18 protein-coding genes are annotated in these 19,100 nt (G+C 72.5%); 5 read left to right on the top strand and 13 right to left on the bottom strand.

Annotated elements, in window-relative coordinates; genetic code table 11:
- Positions 1–23: 23 nt before the first annotated feature.
- The 11 genes from ABZZ38_RS23550 to ABZZ38_RS23500 form a co-directional block, all read right to left on the bottom strand.
- The gene (locus ABZZ38_RS23550) at positions 24–1,082 is read right to left on the bottom strand and encodes a polyprenyl synthetase family protein (RefSeq protein ID WP_356743233.1); all 1,059 of its coding nucleotides are present in this window, start codon (positions 1,080–1,082) and stop codon (positions 24–26) included.
- Positions 1,083–1,120: 38 nt separating this feature from the next.
- Complete coding sequence (gene hpnE, locus ABZZ38_RS23545) at positions 1,121–2,503, bottom strand: hydroxysqualene dehydroxylase HpnE (protein WP_356743165.1); 1,383 nt, start codon at positions 2,501–2,503, stop codon at positions 1,121–1,123.
- A 76-nt stretch (positions 2,504–2,579) separates the two neighbouring features.
- On the bottom strand, positions 2,580–3,527 hold the full coding sequence (gene hpnD, locus ABZZ38_RS23540) for a presqualene diphosphate synthase HpnD (protein ID WP_356743163.1): 948 nt from the start codon (positions 3,525–3,527) through the stop codon (positions 2,580–2,582).
- The gene (hpnC, locus tag ABZZ38_RS23535; RefSeq protein WP_356743161.1) at positions 3,524–4,429 is read right to left on the bottom strand and encodes a squalene synthase HpnC; all 906 of its coding nucleotides are present in this window, start codon (positions 4,427–4,429) and stop codon (positions 3,524–3,526) included. Before hpnC ends, hpnD begins: the two co-directional genes overlap by 4 nt.
- Positions 4,430–4,847: 418 nt before the next feature.
- Complete coding sequence (locus ABZZ38_RS23530) at positions 4,848–5,648, bottom strand: ABC transporter ATP-binding protein (RefSeq protein ID WP_356743159.1); 801 nt, start codon at positions 5,646–5,648, stop codon at positions 4,848–4,850.
- Entirely contained in the window at positions 5,641–6,579 is a 939-nt protein-coding gene (locus tag ABZZ38_RS23525; protein ID WP_356743157.1) for an ABC transporter permease, read from the bottom strand. Before ABZZ38_RS23525 ends, ABZZ38_RS23530 begins: the two co-directional genes overlap by 8 nt.
- 99 nt (positions 6,580–6,678) lie before the next feature.
- Positions 6,679–7,551, bottom strand: coding sequence for a glycosyltransferase (locus ABZZ38_RS23520; RefSeq protein WP_356743156.1), 873 nt, complete (start codon positions 7,549–7,551; stop codon positions 6,679–6,681).
- An 8-nt stretch (positions 7,552–7,559) separates the two neighbouring features.
- On the bottom strand, positions 7,560–8,339 hold the full coding sequence (locus tag ABZZ38_RS23515) for a CDP-alcohol phosphatidyltransferase family protein (RefSeq protein ID WP_356743154.1): 780 nt from the start codon (positions 8,337–8,339) through the stop codon (positions 7,560–7,562).
- Positions 8,317–9,378 (bottom strand): iron-containing alcohol dehydrogenase family protein, encoded by a 1,062-nt coding sequence (locus tag ABZZ38_RS23510; RefSeq protein ID WP_356743152.1) that lies wholly within the window; start codon positions 9,376–9,378, stop codon positions 8,317–8,319. Before ABZZ38_RS23510 ends, ABZZ38_RS23515 begins: the two co-directional genes overlap by 23 nt.
- Positions 9,366–10,103, bottom strand: coding sequence for a phosphocholine cytidylyltransferase family protein (locus tag ABZZ38_RS23505; RefSeq protein ID WP_356743150.1), 738 nt, complete (start codon positions 10,101–10,103; stop codon positions 9,366–9,368). The genes ABZZ38_RS23510 and ABZZ38_RS23505 overlap by 13 nt, the downstream gene beginning before the upstream one ends.
- Positions 10,100–12,259, bottom strand: a complete 2,160-nt coding sequence (locus ABZZ38_RS23500; protein WP_356743230.1) for a DUF5941 domain-containing protein — start codon at positions 12,257–12,259, stop codon at positions 10,100–10,102. The genes ABZZ38_RS23505 and ABZZ38_RS23500 overlap by 4 nt, the downstream gene beginning before the upstream one ends.
- 182 nt (positions 12,260–12,441) lie before the next feature.
- On the opposite strand from ABZZ38_RS23500, the gene galE reads away from it, so the two are divergent.
- The 4 genes from galE to idi all read left to right on the top strand — a co-directional run bounded on the left by galE (position 12,442) and on the right by idi (position 16,820).
- Entirely contained in the window at positions 12,442–13,425 is a 984-nt protein-coding gene (gene galE / locus ABZZ38_RS23495) for a UDP-glucose 4-epimerase GalE (RefSeq protein WP_356743148.1), read from the top strand.
- A gap of 230 nt (positions 13,426–13,655) precedes the next feature.
- Positions 13,656–14,597 (top strand): cation diffusion facilitator family transporter, encoded by a 942-nt coding sequence (locus tag ABZZ38_RS23490; RefSeq protein ID WP_356743146.1) that lies wholly within the window; start codon positions 13,656–13,658, stop codon positions 14,595–14,597.
- 232 nt (positions 14,598–14,829) lie between these two features.
- Positions 14,830–16,107, top strand: coding sequence for a bifunctional class I SAM-dependent methyltransferase/N-acetyltransferase (locus ABZZ38_RS23485; protein ID WP_356743144.1), 1,278 nt, complete (start codon positions 14,830–14,832; stop codon positions 16,105–16,107).
- 119 nt (positions 16,108–16,226) lie between these two features.
- Complete coding sequence (gene idi / locus ABZZ38_RS23480; RefSeq protein ID WP_356743142.1) at positions 16,227–16,820, top strand: isopentenyl-diphosphate Delta-isomerase; 594 nt, start codon at positions 16,227–16,229, stop codon at positions 16,818–16,820.
- A gap of 147 nt (positions 16,821–16,967) precedes the next feature.
- Here idi and ABZZ38_RS23475 read toward each other — a convergent pair whose 3' ends face one another.
- The gene (locus tag ABZZ38_RS23475) at positions 16,968–17,468 is read right to left on the bottom strand and encodes an ATP-binding protein (RefSeq protein WP_356743228.1); all 501 of its coding nucleotides are present in this window, start codon (positions 17,466–17,468) and stop codon (positions 16,968–16,970) included.
- Between the two features lie 129 nt (positions 17,469–17,597).
- Positions 17,598–18,245: a DUF308 domain-containing protein gene (locus tag ABZZ38_RS23470; RefSeq protein ID WP_356743140.1), complete on the bottom strand. Its 648-nt coding sequence runs from the start codon at positions 18,243–18,245 to the stop codon at positions 17,598–17,600.
- 100 nt (positions 18,246–18,345) lie between these two features.
- Here ABZZ38_RS23470 and ABZZ38_RS23465 point away from each other — a divergent pair, with 100 nt between their 5' ends.
- The gene (locus ABZZ38_RS23465; RefSeq protein WP_356743138.1) at positions 18,346–19,095 is read left to right on the top strand and encodes an enoyl-CoA hydratase/isomerase family protein; all 750 of its coding nucleotides are present in this window, start codon (positions 18,346–18,348) and stop codon (positions 19,093–19,095) included.
- Positions 19,096–19,100: the final 5 nt, after the last annotated feature.

The following is a 19,100-nucleotide window of genomic DNA, read 5'->3' as shown; positions in this document are numbered from 1 at the left end:
GATTCATATGGTGAGGATGGCGGTCATCTCTTTCGTACGACGACGAAGTCCGCGAGCGCGGTGAGCTGGGCGCGGACCCGTTCCGGCATGTCGACACGGTGCAGCGCCTCGATCGCGACGGCGTGCTGGCGGCGGGCCTCCTCGGAAGTCCACTCACGGCCGCCCGCCTCCTCGATGAGGGCCGCGCGCATGGCGAACTCCTCCTCGGAGAAGCTGTCGAGGTCGGTGCTCTTGGCGTCGGCCGTCAGCAGCTCCCCGAGGCGCTGGGAGGCCGGGCCACCCGCGGCGAGCGCTGCGACGACCGGCAGGGACTTCTTGCGCTGGCGCAGGTCGCTCCAGGTCTGCTTGCCCGTGGCCTCCGGGTCGCCCCAGATGCCGAGCAGGTCGTCGACGGCCTGGAAGGCGAGGCCGAGGTGGTAGCCGTACGCCTCCAGGGTGTCGGCGGTGCGGTCGTCCGCGCCGCCGAGGACGGCGCCGATGGAGCAGGCGCAGGCGAGCAGGGCGCCGGTCTTGTTGCCCTCCATCTCCAGGCACTCCTCGACGGTGACCCGCTCGCGGTGCTCGTAGGAGATGTCCTGGGCCTGGCCGTCGATGAGCTTGCGGCTGGCGGTGGTCAGCCGGCGGGTGGCGCGGCCGGCGTCGACGGTGCCGAGCTCCAGCAGCACCTCGTTGGCGAGCGCGAACAGCGCGTCACCGACGAGGATGGCCTGCGCCGGGCCGTGCACCTTCCACACGGTGTCGCGGTGGCGGCGCTGCTCGTCGCCGTCCATCAGGTCGTCGTGCAGCAGCGAGAAGTTGTGCACGAGCTCGACGGCGACCGCGCCGGGGATGCCGACCTCGGGCTCCGCTCCGGCCGCCTCGGCGGACAGCAGGGCGAGCGCGGGGCGTACGGCCTTGCCGCTGTCGCCGTCGGCGGGCCGTCCGTGGGCGTCGATCCAGCCGAAGTGGTAGGCGGCGACGGTGTCCATGGGCGGCGCGAGCCGCTGCACGGCCGCGCGCAGGACCGGGGTGGACAGGGTCCGCCCGCGCTCCAGCAGGGCGGTGACGTCCACGGTGTCGACAGCCGGATTCACCGGGGGCACAGTCGGCACGGTCTCTCCTCTTGTTCCAGTACTCAGGCTCATGCCGCCTCCTCGAGCGGATGTACGTGGGGGCGGCCGAGTGCCGAGAGGGCGGCGCCCGCGGCGCTGATGCCGCTGCGTACCGCGCCTTCCATGGTGGCGGGCCAGCCGGTGGCGGTCCACGCGCCGGCCAGGTACAGGCCGGGCGCCCGGGTGCGGGCGGCGGGGCGCAGCCGGCCGACCCCCGGGGTGGGGGCGAACGTCGCTGTCCGCTCCCGGGTGACGAAGAAGTCGCGCACCTTGGCACCGCGGGCGGCGGGCAGCAGCCGCTCCAGCTCGGGCAGGTAGCGCTCGCGCAGGACGGCGACGGGCTCGTCGATCTCGTCCCCGGCGGCCGACTGGGACAGCGCCAGGTACTGGCCGCCGGTGTACCCGGAGGCGCCGGTGCGGTCGAAGACCCACTGGACCGGGGATCCGAGCGCGGCGAAGAAGGGCCGGCGCACCACCTTGCGGTCGTACAGGACGTGGACGTTGAGGATGGGCGCGGTGCCGATGTCGAGGAGTTTGCCGGGGTCGTCGAGTGCGCCGTGCGGCAGCAGGTCGTGGGCCTCGTACTGCGGGACGGCGAGGACGACGGTGTCCGCCTCCAGCGTCTCGCCGGGCAGGGTCACGCGCCACCGCCCGCCGTCGGTGCGGGACAGGGAGGTGGCCTTGGCGCGCAGCTCGGTGCGGACGCCGAGGGAGTCGAGGGCCTTGCGGGCGAGGGTGTCGTGCAGGTCGCCGAGGGGGACGCGGGACCAGCCGATGTCGGCGGCGCCCGGGTCGGAGAGGAGGCCGGTCCTGAAGACCATCGCGGCCAGGCCCATGGAGGCGTGCCGGGCGGTGGCGTTGAGGGTGGCGACGCCGACGAGGTCCCAGAGGGCTTCGACGGTGCGCGGCGACTGGCCGTGGCGGGTCAGCCAGGTGGCGAAGTCGATGCCGTCGAGGGCGGGGTCGGCGGGGTCGAGCCGCTTCAGGGCGAGGGCGGCGCGTCCGACGCCCGCGCGCTCGGCGAACGTCAGGTGGGGGTAGCCCGCGAGGCTCGCGGCGAGGTGGAGCGGGACGGGCAGGGCGGTGCGGCGCAGCCGGCCGAGGCGGGGGCCGCGTGGGTGGGCGACGTCGAGGACGGGTACGTCGAGCCGGCGCTGGAGCGGGGCGAGGTGGGCGCCGTCGATCCGGTCGAGGAACCACTGGTAGGCGGTGCAGCAGCGGAGGTGGACGTGCTGGCCGTTGTCGACGGTGAGGTCGCCGCGCTTGAAGGAGAAGGCGAGGCCGCCGAGGCGGGGCCGGCCTTCGAGGAGCGTGACGCGTACGCCGGCGTCGGCGAGGCGCAGGGCTGCGGTGATCCCGGCGAGGCCGCCGCCGATCACCACGGCGTGGCCGGGTGTCAGTCCGTCGCTCATGCGGCCTCCCGTCGTCCCGGTCCCGCTGTCGTGGTCGGGGACGCGGCGCCGGAGGCGAGGGTCGCGTGGTCGGGCATCAGGCAGGCCCCCTGACGGTGTGCCGGGAGATGGTCCGGGCGTCGAATCCGGAGAGGCCGCGCACGGCGACGTACGCCTTCTCGCGGCCGGGCAGGGAGACGCGACCGCGCAGCACGGCCTGGGGGTCGCGCTCGATGCGGTCGAGGAGGCGCCGGTAGATGCCGGCCATGGCGGCGACACAGGCGCCGCTGCGGCGGTCGAGCATGGGCAGCAGCCGGTAGCCCTCGGCGAACAGGGCGCGGGCGCGCCGCGCTTCGAAGTGCACGAGTCCGGTGAAGTCGGCGCCGGGCGGCTGGTCGGCGTGGAAGCCGTCGCCGCAGCCGAACTTGGCGAGGTCGTCGGCGGGAAGGTAGGTGCGGCCGTTGGCCGCGTCCTCGCGAACGTCCCGCAGGATGTTGGTGAGTTGGAGGGCGAGGCCGAGCGTATCGGCGTAGTCGCAGGCGCGTTCCGCGCCGCGCGCGCCGGGTGTCGTGCCGAAGATGGCGAGCGAGAGCCTGCCGATGGCGCCCGCGACGCAGCGGCAGTACACCTTGAGGTCGTCCCATGTCTCGTACGTCTCGCCGTGTACGTCCATCAGGACGCCGTCGATGAGTTCGTCGAGGCCGTCGAGCGGCAGCGGGAAGCGGCGTGCCGCGTCGGAGAGGGCGACGGCCACGGGATCGGTGTCGTCCTCGGGGACGGCGTCCGCGCGGATGCGGTCCAGCAGGTCGCGGGTGGACTCCAGCCGGTCCCGCTTCGCCGTCACGTCGAGCCTGCCGTCGCCGATGTCGTCGACGCGCCGGGAGAAGGCGTACAGCGCCGACATGGCCTGCCGCTTCTCGGTGGGCAGGAGGCGGATGCCGTAGGCGAAGTTACGGGCCTGCTGTCCGGTGACGGCCTCGCAGTAGCTGTACGCGGCCTGCACCGGCGCGGACATCTGCGCGTGCCCTTCCATGGTCCCGCTCACCCCTTCCCACGTCCTCTTCGCAGGGCGGCTCCCGCTCGGCGGAACACCTGTGGCCTCGCGGCCCGGGGCGGCCTGGGAAGGACGTCGTATCCGGCGTGGGCGATGGCGTCGAGGGCGGCGTGCCCGCCTCCGACGAACCCGGCGAGCAGCAGGCGGAGCCTGCCGTCGACGCTGGTCACCAGCGGGGTTCCCGCGTCGAGGAGCCGGCGGGCGCGTTCCGCCTCGTACGCGACGAGGGCGCGCACCGAGGCGCCGCCGGTGGGGCGGGCGAGGTCGGCCTCGGTGACGTGGAACCGCTTCAGGTCCTCGGCGGGCAGGTAGACGCGGTCGCGGGCGAGGTCCTCGGCGACGTCCTGGAGGTGTTCGACGATCTGCAGGGCGGTGCAGATGGCGTCGGAGAGGCGGACCCGCTCGGGGCTGGTGGTGCCGGTGACGCCCAGGACGAGGCGGCCGACGGGGTTGGCGGAGAGCACGCAGTACGCGACGAGGTCGTCGTACGTCTCGTAGCGCCGCACCAGCTGGTCCTGGCGGTTCGCCTCGATGAGGCCGAGGAACGGCTCGGGGCTCAGGGCGTGGCGGCGCACGGTGGGCTGGAGGGCGCGCAGCAGCGGGTGGGCGGGGACTCCGTCGAAGACGCGGCGCAGGTCGGCCTCGAAGGCGTCGAGGAGGGTGAGCGGGTCCGTTTCGCCCTCGGCGCCCAGGTGGCGGGCGTCGGCACCGCCAGGGGCGAGGTCGCTGTCGCCGATGTCGTCGACGAGCCGGGCGTAGCCGTAGATGGCCATCAGGTCGTCGCGCCAGGCGCGCGGCAGGAAGAAGGGGGCCACGGGGAAGTTCTCGTGCGCGGCCTTGTCGAGTGTGGCGCGCGCGGAGGCATCGAGGCGCACCTGCCGGGTACCTGTCACCGCGGACTGCCCGGCGCGGGGACGGCGGGACCCTCGCGGAGCTGGAGATCTTCCGTCATTGCCGTCACATCTCCCGTTCTACACTGCTGACCCAAAACATCCTATTTCGGACACGCCGCCGGTCCTCAGTGGTGCGACCGCCGAGCGGGGCCGCGGGCCCCGGAGGTGCGACCCATGAAGGTATCGCCCCACTTGCCGCGAATCAGCACCGGTACAGCTTACGTTGTACAACGCCCGGATCCCTGGCGGGGTGTCACACGCACGGGAACACCCATGCGGACCGTGCCGCCCGCGTGTGCAACCTCCCGGACCCACGCGGAACTTGACGCGCCCGGGCCCCGGAGGACGGAGCGCCGCGCGAGGGCCCCTGCCCGGTGCTCCGGCAGGGGCCCCTCCGGCGGCGTCCACCACGACCGGACTACTTGCCGGTCTCCTTCTCGTACGCCTTGAGCACCTCGTCCGTCGGGCCGTCCATCAGGAGCTCACCCTTCTCCAGCCACAGGACGCGGTCACAGGTGTCCCTGATCGACTTGTTGCTGTGGCTGACCAGGAAGACCGTGCCGGCCTCCTTGCGCAGCTCGCGGATGCGCTGCTCGGAGCGGATCTGGAACGTGCGGTCACCGGTGGCCAGCGCCTCGTCGATCATCAGGACGTCGTGGTCCTTGGCCGCGGCGATGGCGAACCGCAGCCGGGCGCCCATGCCGGAGGAGTACGTCCGCATGGGGAGGGTGATGAAGTCGCCCTTGTCGTTGATCCCGGAGAAGTCGACGATGTCCTGGTAACGGGCGCGGATCTCCTCGCGCGACATGCCCATGGCCAGGCCGCCGAGGATGACGTTGCGCTCACCGGTCAGGTCGCCCATCAACGCCGCGTTGACACCCAGCAGCGCGGGCTGGCCGTCGGTGTAGACCTTGCCCTTCTCCGTGGGCAGCAGGCCCGCGATGGCGCGCAGCAGGGTGGACTTGCCGGAGCCGTTGGTGCCGATGAGACCGATGGCCTCGCCGCGGTACGCGGTGAAGGAGACGCCGCGTACGGCGTGGACCTTCCGCACCCCCCGCGGTTCGCTCTTGCCGCGGCGGACTATCCGGCTCAGGGCGGCCGTGGCGCTGCCCCGGCCGCCGGAACCGGCGTTGACGCGGTACACGATGTGCACGTCGTCGGCGATGACGGTGGGGACGCGCGCCCCGCCCGCGGTGATGTCCTTGGTCTGCTCAGCCACGGCCGTACCGGTCCTCTGCCTTCCAGAAGTACACGAACCCGGCGAAGCCGATGCCGACCGCCCAGAGCAGCGCGGCCAGCCAGACGTGCGCCGGGAGCATGTCGGAGCCGTAGCCGTCGATCAGGGCGAACCGGACCAGGTCCATGTAGATGGCCGCCGGGTTGTACATCAGCACGTCGGCGATCCAGGCCGGCTTGTCCTCGAGCATCATCGGGATCGAGAACATGACGCCCGACGCGTACATCCACGTCCGCATGACGAAGGGCATCAGCTGGGCCAGGTCGGGGGTCTTGCTGCCCAGCCGGGCCATGATCAGCGCCAGGCCGGTGTTGAAGACGAACTGCAGCGCCAGCGCGGGCAGGATGAGCAGCCAGCTGAGCGACGGGTAGCTGCCGAACCCGGCCACGATGACGAACAGCACGATCATCGAGTACATCAGCTGCTGGAGCTGCTGCAGCGCGAACGAGATGGGCAGCGAGGCGCGCGGGAAGTGCAGCGCCCGCACCAGGCCCAGGTTGCCCGCGATCGAGCGGACACCCGACATGACGGAGGTCTGGGTGAAGGTGAAGACGAACACGCCCGTCACCAGGAACGGGACGTAGACCTCCTTCGGCATGCCCCGGTCGGCCTCCAGGATCAGGCCGAAGATGAGGAAGTAGACCACCGCGTTCAGCAGCGGGGTCGCCACCTGCCACAGCTGGCCCAGCTTGGCCTGGCTGTACTGCGCCGTGAGCTTCGCCTGCGAGAAGGTCAGGATGAAGTGGCGCCGGCCCCACAGCTGCCGGACGTAGTGCGCCAGGCCGGGCCGGGCACCGCTCACCGAGAGACCGTACTTGGCGGCCAGCTCCGCCGGGGTCAGGCCGTCGTCGGGAGATGGCGGGGCGGCGGTCGTGCTCACGGCGATCGCTCCGTCATGGGTTGTCTCACTCACAAGTTGAAACTTTCGTGTTCAAGATGCGCGGCGAAAAGGGGCGCGGGTCAGGTGGCGGGAGAGTCCCGAGTACGCCCGGTGTTCGTACGGTAGAGCTTGTCAGATGACCGGAGGGCGGCCCAGTCTCGTCAGCCGCCACACCGTACGCCACTTCATGGGGCGCCTGGGTCCGCAGGGGCTCGTCCAGCCCTCCTTGAACCCGCCGAACCACGCCTTCAGCGCGGGCCCCGAGGGGCGCCGGGCCAGGGTGAGCAGCAGCCACACACCGAGGTAGAGCGGCACCAGGGGGGCGGGCAGGTTGCGGCGGGCCAGCCAGACCCGGTTGCGGGCCACCATGCGGTGGTAGACGGCGTGCCGGGAGGGCGCGGTCGTCGGGTGGTACAGCACCATGTCGGAGCGGTAGTCGATCAGCCAGCCGGCGTCGAGCGCCCGCCAGGCCAAATCGGTCTCCTCGTGCGCGTAGAAGAACTCGCCGGGGAGCGGGCCGACCTCGGCGAAGACCCGCGTACGGACGGCGTTGGCGCCGCCGAGGAAGGTCGTCACGCGCGAGGAGCGCATCGGGTCGGAGGCGCGCAGCCGCGGCACGTGCCGGCGCTGGGTGACGCCGGTGTCCGGGTCGGCGATCCGGAAGCTGATGATGCCCAGCTTCGGGTCGGCGGTGAACGCCTGGCGGACCAGCTCGGCGGTGTCCGTGTTCGGGAGGAGACCGTCGTCGTCCAGGAAGAGCAGGGCGTCGACGTCGGTGCCGCCGGGGCCGAACGCCTCGATGCCGACGTTGCGGCCGCCGGGGATGCCCAGGTTCTCCGGGAGGTCGATCGTGCGTACGCCGTCGGGGACGCCCGTGACGGGGGCGCCGTTGCCGACGACGACGATGTCGATCGGGTCACCGTCCTGCTTGTGGACGGAGTCGATCAGGGCCCGCAGGTCGTCGGGGCGGTTGCCCATGGTGATGATGACGGCGCCCAGCTTCATCGGCGTCCTCACTTCAGCCTGCTGGAGGCGAGGATCGACACCAGGTGCAGCACGGTCTGGAGCAGCGCGATGCCGGCCAGGACCGCGACGCCGAGGCGGGAGAAGTACAGGTCGCCGCGGACCGTGTCGAGGATCGCGAGGACCACGATGAGCAGCGACGCCTCGATCCCCAGGACGAGCCGGTGGAACTTCAGCGCAGCGGCGGCCTTGCGGGCCAGCGCCATGCCGGACGAGCGGGGCTCGGACGCCGACTCCTTGACCGGCGGCAGGCCGCCCTGGTGGCGGGCGACACCGACGAGGTCGGTCTCTGCCTTGATCAGGATGGCGCCGAGGGCGGCGAGGGTGCCGAGGAAGGCCCACAGCCAGTCGATCCGCCCGCCGCCCCACAGGTCGGCGGCGCGCAGGCCGAACCCGACCAGCACCGCGGCGTCGCACAGATAGGCACCCACCCGGTCCAGGTACACCCCGCCGAGCGAGAACTGCTTCTTCCAGCGGGCGACCTCGCCGTCGACGCAGTCGAGCAGCAGGTAGAGCTGGACCATGAGCGCGCCGAGGAGCGCGCCGGGGATGCCCGGAACGAGCAGCGCCGGGGCGGCGAGGACGCCGGCGATCGTCATCACGTACGTCAGCTGGTTCGGGGTGACGCGTGTGGTGACCAGGTACCGGGTGATGCGCAGGGAGATCTCGCGCATGTAGAGGCGGCCGCCCCAGTGCTCACCGCTTCGCCGGTCCTTCACTCCCTCCGGGTGTACGACCGGGCGGAGTTCAGCTACGGATGGTCTTGGCATAGTCGGCGTACGCGTCCCTGATCTGGTCGGTGGACAGGTCGAGGTGCTCGAGGATGGTGAAGCGTCCGGGGCGGGTCTGCGGCGCGTACTCCACGGCCCGGACGAACTCGTCCGCGGAGAACCCGATCTCGTCGGGCAGCACCGGCAGGCCGTGCCTGCGGAGCACCTCGGCGAAGAGCCCCGACTCCTCGCGGGCGCCGCGCAGGTGCATCGCGAAGGCGGCGCCGAGTCCGACCTGCTCGCCGTGGAGCGCGGCGCGCGCGGGGTGCAGCAGGTCGAAGGCGTGGGAGATCTCGTGGCAGGCGCCCGACGAGGGCCGGGAGTCGCCGCTGATCGACATGGCGATGCCGCCGAGGACGAGCGCCTCGGCGAGGACGATGAGGAACTCGTCGTCACCGATGCCGCCCGGGTGGCGCAGCACGGCCTCGCCGGCCGTGCGGGCCATGGCGGCGGCCAGGCCGTCGATCTGCTCACCGGTGTGGCGGTGCGACAACTCCCAGTCGGCGATCGCCGAGATGTTGGAGATCGCGTCGCCGATGCCGGAGCGGACGAAGCGCGCCGGGGCGTCGCGGATCACGTCCAGGTCGATGACCATGGCGATCGGCGACGGCACGCCGTACGAGCCGCGGCCGTTGTCGTTGTCGAGTGTCGAGATCGGTGAGCAGATGCCGTCGTGCGAGAGGTTCGTCGCGACCGAGACCATGGGGACGCCGACCCGCGCCGCGGCGTACTTCGCCACGTCGATGATCTTGCCGCCGCCGAGGCCGACCACGGCGTCGTACCGCTTGCCCTTGATCGCGTCGGCGAGCCGGACGGCGGAGTCGATGCTGCCGTCGGCGACCGCGTACCAGTCGGCGTCCGGCAGCACCGGCGCCAGCTTCTCGCGCAGCGCCTGGCCGGAGCCGTTGCTGATCGCCATGGCCAGCTTGCCGGAGGCGGAGATCCGCTGGTCGGCCAGGAGGCCGGCCAGATCGTCCATCGCCCCGCGGCTGATGTCGACGACGACCGGCGAGGGGATGAGACGGGTCAGTACAGGCACGCGATCTCACGGCCCTTCGCGAGGTCGTCGTGGTTGTCGATCTCGACCCACTTGACGTCGCCGATGGGCGCCACGTCGATCTGGAAACCGCGGTTCACGAGCTCCTGGTAGCCGTCCTCGTAGTAGAGGTCGGGGTCGCGCTCGAAGGTGGCCTTCAGCGCGTCGGCGAGGTCGGCGGCGGCCTCGGGCTCGATGAGGGTGACGCCGATGTACTCACCGGTGGCGGTGGCCGGGTCCATCAGCTTGGTGATGCGCCGGACCCCCTCGCCGTCGGCGGTGATGACCTTCATCTCCTCGTCGGCGAGGCTCTTCACCGTGTCGAGGGCGAGGATGATCCGCCGCCCGTTGCCGCGGGCCGCGAGGAGGGTCTCCTCGACGGAGACCGGGTGGACGGTGTCGCCGTTGGCGAGGATCACGCCCTGCGCGAGGACGTCACGGGCGCACCACAGGGAGTAGGCGTTGTTCCACTCCTCGGCCTTGTCGTTCTCGACGAGCGTGAGTTTCAGGCCGTACGCGGCCTCCAGGGCGGCCTTGCGCTCGTACACGGCTTCCTTGCGGTAGCCCACGACGATGGCGGCCTCGGTGAGGCCGACGGCGGCGAAGTTGGCGAGGGTCAGGTCGAGGACCGTCCTCTCGCCGTCGACGGGCACGAGGGCCTTCGGGAGCGTGTCGGTGTAGGGGCGCAGACGCCGTCCGGCACCGGCTGCGAGTACGAGGCCGATCATGCGGGTTCTCCTTCGTCATGTACTGCGGGTGCTCCGGAGGACACCCAGAAGCGGATGGACTCCACGAGCACGACCAGCGCGACGGCCACCGCCAGGGCGGTGAGCGCGAGGGTGAAGTGGCTCCCGGTCGCCAGTGCCGCCGCGAGGACCGTCACCACGAGCGCGCGGCCCTCGTGGCCGCCGATCGTCCGCACCAGCCACGCGGGCGGCGCGCCGGTGCCGCCGCGGATGCGGTACACCGTGTCGTAGTGATGGTAGGCGACGGCCGCGACCAGGCCGAATGCCGCGGGGAGAGCCCCCGGGGCGTCCGAGCGGGCCGCGAGGACGAGGACCGTGACGTACTCGGCGACCCGGAAGACGGGCGGGACGAGCCAGTCGAGGGCGCCCTTGAGGGGCAGCGCGACGGCCGCCCCGGCCAGCACCGCGTACAGCGCCGCCGCGCCGACCGTCAGCGGGCTGCCGAACGGCTCCGCCCAGGCGGCGGCGATCAGGAGCGCGGCGCCCGTGGCGGCGAGCACCGTGCGCGACCCGTACGGCGGCTGCGCCTTGAGGCGGCCCAGCGCGCGGGCCACGAGCTCGGCGAGCGGCCCCGAGTCGGCGAGGTCGGCCAGGGCGCGGGCGGCGCGGTCGGTGCGGCGGGCCTTGCGGGTCACCGAGCGCAGGAGGCGGCCGGCGGTGGTGTAGCAGGCGGCGAAGGCGCAGCCGACGAGCAGGGCGTAGAAGACGATGCGGGGCGTGGCGACGGCCGTCAGCACCGCGATCATGGCCCATCGTTCACCGATGGGCAGGACTATCATCCGCCGTACCCAGACCGTCCAGCCCCGGCTGTCCAGCTTGTCGGAGAGGGCCGCCGTCGGGCTCGTGTTGGCGCTGGCGTCGTGGTTCGCCTCGTTGAAGGAGAAGTCCACGACGTGGCGGCACGTCTGGAGCACCATCGCGCCGAGCGCGAGCGCCCATACGTCGTCCCCGCCCCGGGCGGCGCCGAGGGCGAGGCCCGCGTAGTAGGCGTACTCCTTGGCACGGTCGAACGTCGCGTCGAGCCAGGCGCCCATCGTCGAGTACTGCAGGGAGTAGCGGGCGAGCTGCCCGTCGGTGCAGTCCAGGACGAAGGAGAAGAGGAGCAGCACGCCCGCGGCGACGAACCCGCCGCGCGTGCCGGTGGCCGCGCAGCCCGCCGCGACGAGCGCGGTGAGCAGCGACGCGGTGGTGACCTGGTTGGGCGTGAGGCCGCGGCGGGCGCACCAGCGGGCGATGTGGCGCGAGTACGGGCTGACGAAGAAGGTGGTGAAGAACCCGTCGCGGGCCTTCACGGCGGAACGGAGCCGTACGGCTTCGTCGTCGACGGCCGCGACGGCGTCCCGCGTCTCCTTCCGGCTCTGCGGGTCGGCCGGCACGGCGGCGACGAGGGTGCCGAACTCGGGCCGGTGCACGTCGACGCCGTCGGCGCCGAGCGCGTCGGCCAGCAGGTCGGGGAGGGTGAGCACGGCGGAGCCGCCCGTGGGGCGGGCCCCCTGCGGGGCGGGGGCGGACGCGCCCTGCGGGGCGGCGGCGTCACCGCCGGTGGGCGTCGTGGCGCGGGCGGGCTCGGCGGACGCCTGGGCGGGGGCGGCGCCGGACGCGGCGCGGCTCGCCGCGGCACCTGGGAGGGACGCGGCGTCCGGGGCCGGGTTCGCCGTGCCCGGGGCCGGGCGCACGGCCGGGGACGCGGTGTCCGGGGCGGTCGCGCCGGACACGGCCGGGGTCGGGTTCGCGGTGTCCGGGGCCGGGGTCGCGCCGGACGAGACCGGGCGCGCGGCGACGGCGGGCTCCGGCGACGGGGTGTCGCCCGGCGCGGGGGCCGCGGCGGCGCCGGTGGTGGCCGCCACGGACGTCAGCGCCCGGGTCAGCGCCGCGCGGGCCTCCGGCCGCGCCGTGAGCGCGCCGGGCGCGGCGGCCACGGGAAAGCGGGGGTCCGTCAGGGCGAGCCGGAGGGCGTGGACGTGGCCGACGAAGCGGGGGTCCACGACCGCGACGCGTTCGGCGGGCGGCACGGCGGCCAGCAGCGCGGCGGTCTCGCGCGGGTCCGTGGCGACCCGGACGTCGAAGCCCAGCGACCGCAGATCGCCCTCGAGCGGCGATCCGGGTACCGGAGGACCGGTGAGGATGGCGGTCGACAGACGAACTCACTCCTTGGGCCTGGACAGGGATGGGCGCGCGGCGGCACGCCGGCTGAGGCTATCGGATGAACGGAAGGCGAAGTTCACCGAGGCGTGCAGGGGGTGCGGGCGGCCGAGATCATCATCGTCGATCCACGCCTCGCCCCACAAACCGCCGGTCGCCAGGGCATAGGCTGACCGCCATGACTTGGCTGATCACAGGCGGAGCGGGATATATCGGTGCCCATGTGGCGCACGCCATGGCGGACGCGGGCGAGCGGGTCGTCGTGCTCGATGAGCTGTCCTCCGGGGTCACCGGGCGGCTGCCCGCGGCGATACCCCTGGTCCGTGGCTCGGTCGCGGACCGGGAGCTGCTCGACCGGACGCTCGCCGAGCACGAGGTGACCGGTGTGGTGCACCTCGCCGCGAAGAAGCAGGTCGGGGAGTCGGTCGAGCGGCCCCTCCATTACTACCGGGAGAACGTGCACGGGCTGATCGTGCTGCTGGAGGCCGTGGTGGCCGCCGGGGTGAAGCGGTTCCTCTTCTCCTCCTCCGCCGCCGTGTACGGCGTCCCGGACGTCGAGCTGATCGGCGAGGACGCCCCCGCGGTGCCGATCAACCCGTACGGCGAGACCAAGCTGGCGGGCGAGTGGCTGGTCCGGGCGGCGGGCCGGGCGCACGGGATGGCCACGGCCTGCCTGCGCTACTTCAACGTGGCGGGCGCCGCGCGGCCGGAGCTGGCGGACGCCGGGGTGTTCAACATCATCCCGATGTTCTTCGACCGGATCACGCGCGGCGAGGCCCCGCGGATCTTCGGCGCCGACTATCCGACGCCGGACGGCACCTGCGTGCGTGACTACATTCACGTCGCCGATGTGGCCGACGCGCATCTCGCCGTCGCCCGCCGCCTGGCCGTCCAGGACGGCGCCGGGGACCTGACGGTGAACATCGGCCGCGGCGAGGGCGTCTCCGTACGGGAGCTGGCCGACCTGGTCGCCGAGGTCACCGGCCACACCGCGCCGCCGGTGGTCGACGCGCGCCGGCCGGGCGACGCGGCCAAGGCCGTCGCGTCGGTCGAGCGGATCACCAAGGAGCTGGGCTGGACGGCGTCGTACGGCGTGCGCGAGATGGTCGAGTCGGCCTGGGAGGGCTGGCGCCTGCGCCACCCCGAGGCGCGCGCCCGCTGACCGGACGCGCCCGCTGACCGTAGGCACAGCCACGACCGGCGTACGCACCCACCGACCGGGCCCGCGCACACTCGCCACCCCGAGCCGCGCAGAGGGTCGCCGCTCTGACCTGCGGACATCGCCGCAGGTCAGAGCATATGACAACGGTGTTCAGTCCCGGCTTGCACATACCCCCCACCCGTAGTTCACTGGCCGCTCGGACCGTTGTTTCGATCACCGGGAGGCGCCGCATGGGGGCTGGGCACGACCACGGGCATACGCACGGCGGCCCACCGCCCACCGGGACCGCGGCCGCCGCGTACAAGGGCCGGCTGCGCATCGCGCTCACGATCACGCTCTCCGTCATGGTGGCCGAGATCGTCGGCGGCATCCTGTCCGACTCGCTCGCGCTGATCGCCGACGCCACGCACATGGCGACCGACGCGGTCGGCCTGGCCATGGCCCTGATGGCCATCCACTTCGCGGCCCGCCCGGCCACCGACAAGCGCACCTTCGGCTACGCCCGGGCCGAGATCCTCGCCGCGCTGGCGAACTGTCTGCTGCTGCTCGGCGCCGGTGGCTATCTGCTCTTCGAGGCGGTGCAGCGGTTCATCACGCCCGCCGAGACGAAGGGCGGCCTGGCGATCGCGTTCGCGCTGTTCGGTCTGGTGGCGAACATGATCTCCCTCTCGCTGCTGGTACGGGGGCAGAGGGAGAGCATCAACGTGCGCGGCGCCTATCTGGAGGTGCTGGCGGACGCGCTGGGCTCCGTGACGGTGCTGATCTCGGCGGGCGTCATCCTCACCACCGGCTGGCAGGCCGCCGACCCGATCGCGTCCCTCGTGATCGGCCTGATGATCGTGCCGCGCACACTCAAGCTGCTGCGGGAGACCCTCGACGTCCTGCTGGAGGCGGCGCCCAAGGGCGTGAACATGGCCGAGGTGCGCGCGCACATACTGGCGCTGCCCGGGGTGGAGGACGTCCACGACCTGCACGCGTGGACGATCACCTCGGGGATGCCGGTCCTCTCGGCGCACGTGGTGGTCGACCCGGGCGCGCTGGACTCCGTGGGTCACGAGAAGATGCTGCACGCCCTCCAGGAGTGCCTGGGCGGCCACTTCGACGTGGAGCACTGCACGTTCCAGCTGGAGCCGAGCGGTCACGCGGAGCACGAGGCGCGGCTCTGCCACTGATAACATCAGCGTTCCGTGCCATGCCCGTGAGAGGAGCTGAGGTTGATGACTGTCGCGGTGACCACCCCCTCGACTTCGAACCTCAGCCTCCGGGTTCTCGGCTGACCCGATCGCCCGATCCGATCACCTGACCTGATCACCTGACGTCCGCACGTGATCCGATCCGCCTGATCCGATCCGGACCTGATCCGGTACGTCGGCCGGGGCCCTCTCACACCAAGGGTTTCCCACGTTGTCCGACAACAACGCCACCACCGCTCTCCACGACGCCTTCTTCGCCCTGCACCACGGTCTGCCGCGGCAGGGTCCCGGTTCCGACGACACCACCCGTCGGCTGCTCGCCTTGGCCGGCCTTCCCGGTGCGCTGCCGGAGCGTCCCCGCGTGCTCGATCTGGGCTGTGGTCCCGGCCGCTCCGCCCTGCTGATGGCCGCCGAGGCCGGTACGGCCGGCGCCGAGGTGACGGCCCTCGATCTGCACGAGCCGTTCCTGGCCGAGCTGCGCGGGGCCGCCGACGCCCGCGGGCTCGGCGGGTCCATCCGCACCGTCAGGGCCGACATGGCCGAGCCGCCGTTCCCCGACGGTTCGTTCGACCTCGTGTGGGCTCAGAGCTCGGCGTACGCGATCGGCTTCGACCGTGCGCTGCGCTCCTGGCGACGGCTGATCGCGCCCGGCGGCGCGCTGGTCGTCACCGAGTGCGAGTGGACGACCGCCGAACCGTCCCCCGAGGCCCGAGCGTTCTGGGACCGGCACTACGCGCTGCGGTCCGCCGCCGCGAACACCGCGGCGGCGGTCGCCGCCGGGTACCACGTGCTGGGCACGCACGCGCAGCCGGAGAGCGACTGGGACGAGTACTACGGGCCGCTCGGGGAGCGGGCCGACGCGGCCGATCCGGCCGTGCCCGGCATGGCGGAGGCGCTCGCCGCCACCCGCGCGGAGATCGCCATGCGCCGCGAGCACGGTGGCGAGTACGGCTATCGCGGTTACGTCCTGCGCCCGGCCGACCCCAGCCGGCGCACCCGGCCTGAGACGGACGCCGACGTGGACGCCGTACGGGAGGTCATCGCCGCCGCCTTCGGGCGGGAGGAGGAGGCCGACCTGGTGGACGCGCTGCGTGAGGACCCGGCCGCCTGGCTGCCCGGCCTGTCGTACGTCGCCGAGGCGCCCGACGGAACGGTCGCGGCGTACGCCCTGATCACCCGGTGCCGGGTCGGCGGCTTGCCGGCGGCGGCGCTGGCCCCGGTCGCGGTGGCGCCCGCGCACCAGCGGCAGGGCGCCGGGGAGGCGGTGGTGCGGGCGGCGCTGGACGCGGCGCGGCTGCGCGGGGAGCGGCTGGTCCTGGTGCTCGGTCATCCGGAGTACTACCCCCGCTTCGGTTTCGTACCGGCTTCGCGGTACGGCATCGAGGCGCCCTTCGACGTGCCGGACGAGGCGATGATGGCGCTGGTCACGGACTCTTCCGGGGCAGTCGCACGGGGCATGATCGAATATCCGCCCGCCTTCGGCGTCTGACCGTCCACCACCCGGACGGAGCAGACATAATGGACACGGGTCGCGGGTCCTGACAAGCGGCTTTTGTGCGGCAGACTGAGACTGCCCCACAGGGCCGGGAACCGAAGCGAAGGATGGTCATGCCGATCACACCAGCCACGGCGGCGAGCAGCTCGTCGAACGGAGTCAAGCCATCGATCATGCTCGAACTGGTCGACGAGGACGGCAACACCATCGGCACGGCGGAGAAGCTCGCCGCCCACCAGGCCCCCGGCCGGCTCCACCGGGCTTTCTCGGTGTTCCTCTTCGACGAGGCGGGGCGGCTGCTGCTGCAGCGGCGGGCGCTGGGGAAGTACCACTCCCCCGGCGTCTGGTCGAACACCTGCTGCGGGCATCCGTACCCGGGTGAGGCGCCGTTCGCGGCGGCCTCCCGGCGCGTCTTCGAGGAGCTCGGCGTCTCGCCGTCGCTGCTCGCCGAGGCGGGTACGGTCCGCTACAACCATCCCGACCCGGCGTCGGGGCTGGTGGAGCAGGAGTACAACCATCTCTTCGTCGGGATGGTGCAGGCCGCACTGAGGCCGGACCCGGCGGAGGTGGAGGAAACGGCGTTCGTGACCGCACCGGAGCTGTTCGAGCGGCACGCAGCCGCGCCGTTCTCCGCCTGGTTCATGACGGTGCTGGACGCCGCGCGTCCGGCGATCAAGGAACTGACCGGCGAGAACGGCGGCTGGTGAGGCCGGCGACGCCGCGCCCGTGAGCCTCGCGGCGGTCGGTCCGGGCCGGGCCACCGCCGCGAGGACGGCCGGTTCCGCGGGGCCTGCGGTCCTCGCCGGTTCGGCCCCGTCCTGCGGCTCCGCCACCCGGTGGTGGGCGCGGTGCCTTCAGGCGGAGGGCGAGGGGATGGCCGGGGGCGCGGGCGGGGCCGGGGACGGGGCCGGTCTCAGCGGGAGTGCCGCCCAGATGATCTTTCCGCCGGTCGCGGTGTGCTCGACGTCGCAGACCCCGCCCGCCTCACGCGTGATCTCCCGGACGAGCAGCAGCCCCCGTCCCCCCGTCCGGCCGGCATCCGTCTCCAGCGCTTTCGGGCGGTACGGATGGTTGTCCTCCACGGACACCCGGATCCACTCCGGTCCTATCGCGACCTCGACCGCGACCTCGGGCGAGAGCAGCGCCGCATGCCGTACGGCGTTGGTCACCAGCTCCGAGACGATCAGCAGCAGTCCCTGGACGGCATCGTCCTGGAGCGGGACGCCTTGACGTTTCAGCAGATCCCGGACGGCGTGCCGGGCCTGCGGTACGGAGACATCGACCGCGGGGGCGGTGAAGCGCCAGACCCCTTCGTACGCCGGTGGCCGCGCCGGGACGCCCCCGCGGCTCTCGATGGTCCGTCTGTCACCCTCGTGCTCGATTGTCGCCACGCATCGAGTGTTGGGACTCTTTCACTCCGGACCGGGCCGGTGAACGGAAGTCACCGACTATCGACGCATTCTGATCGACCGGGTATGACAGCGTCAGTTGAGCGACCGCCGCGGATTGTCTTCTGACAGCTTTGTCGACATGAGGCCGACGATCCTGCGGCCCCCCACCCCGATCGCCACCAGGCCCAACCCGTCGAAGAGCAGCGCCAGCGAGAAGAACGTCCCCAGCACGTACAGGCTGCTGCGCGGCCAGTCGAACAGCACCAGCAGACCGAGCAGCAGTCCGAAGGCACCTTGCAGCAGCGTCCAGCCGAACTGCGGCCCTCGCACCACCACACTGCCCACCAGCCGGAAGACCCCACCGGTGAGGAACAGCAGCGCGGCGAACATGGTGAGCGCCTCCGCCGACTCCCCCGGATGGCGGATGACGACGAACCCGGCCGCGATGTTGAGCGCGGCGACCACCACGGCGAGCCAGAAGTAACCCTCGTGGCGCGACTGGACGGCGTGCACCAGGCCGACCGCGCCACCGACCAGCAGCAGCCAGCCGAAGAGCAGCATCGAGGTGAGGGTGGCGAAGCCCGTGTAGAGGAGCCCGACCAGCCCCGCGATCACCAGGAGCACACCGAGCAGCACCAGCACGCCGAAACTGCGCTTGAGGTTGCGCCCGTCACGGGGAGCGGATTCCCGAGCGGGGTCGGGGGACGGGCCCGGGGCGGGTGCGGGGGTGGGGTCGGCCATGAGCGTGCTCGCTTCCTCGCAGACGTGCGTGTCGTCGCTTGTCCGGGCGGCACCCCCTTCTGTGATCGTACGTTCGGCGTCGCCGGATAGCATCCGGCGCATGGAGCAGCAGCCGCAGCTGGAACAGAGCGTCACGGACGGCGTCGCCACCGTCGTCATCAGCAACCCCGCCAAGCGCAACGCCATGACCGCCGCCATGTGGCGCGCTCTGCCGCAGCTGCTGACGGACCTGGCCGCCGACCGCTCCGTCCGGGCGCTCGTGCTGACCGGTGCGGGCGCCACCTTCTGCGCCGGGGCGGACATCGCGTCGCTGCGCGAACCCGGCGACGAGCAGCAGGCGCTCGCGGTACGGGCCGAGGAGGCGCTGGCCGCTTTCCCGAAGCCGACGCTGGCCGCCGTGCGCGGCTACTGCGTGGGCGGCGGCAGCCAGCTGGCGGCGGCCTGCGACCTGCGGTTCGCCGAGGAAGGCGCGCTGTTCGGTGTGACGCCGGCGAAGCTGGGGATCGTCTACCCGTCCTCGTCCACGCGGCGGCTGGTGGCGCTGGTGGGCCCGTCCGCCGCCAAGTACCTGTTGTTCTCGGGTGAGCTGATCGATACGGGGCGGGCGCTGCGCACGGGCCTGGTGGACGAGGTGCTGCCGACCGGTGAACTGGGCAAGCGGGTGGCGGAGTTCACCCGGATCCTGACCTCCCGCTCGCTGCTGACCCAGGCGGCGGCCAAGGAGTTCGCGGCCGGGCGTACGGACCGGGACGCGCACTGGGCGGACCAGGCGCGCGGCAGCGGCGACACCGCGGAGGGGGTCGCCGCCTTCCTGGAGCGCCGGGCGCCGCGCTTCACGTACGGGGTCTGAGGTGA

Origin of the sequence: Streptomyces sp. NPDC006368, from assembly GCF_040612535.1 — a bacterium.
Taxonomy (GTDB): Bacteria; Actinomycetota; Actinomycetes; order Streptomycetales; family Streptomycetaceae; genus Streptomyces.
Note: the sequence above shows the minus strand (reverse complement) of the source record. Positions and strands in the feature narration are given on the sequence as shown.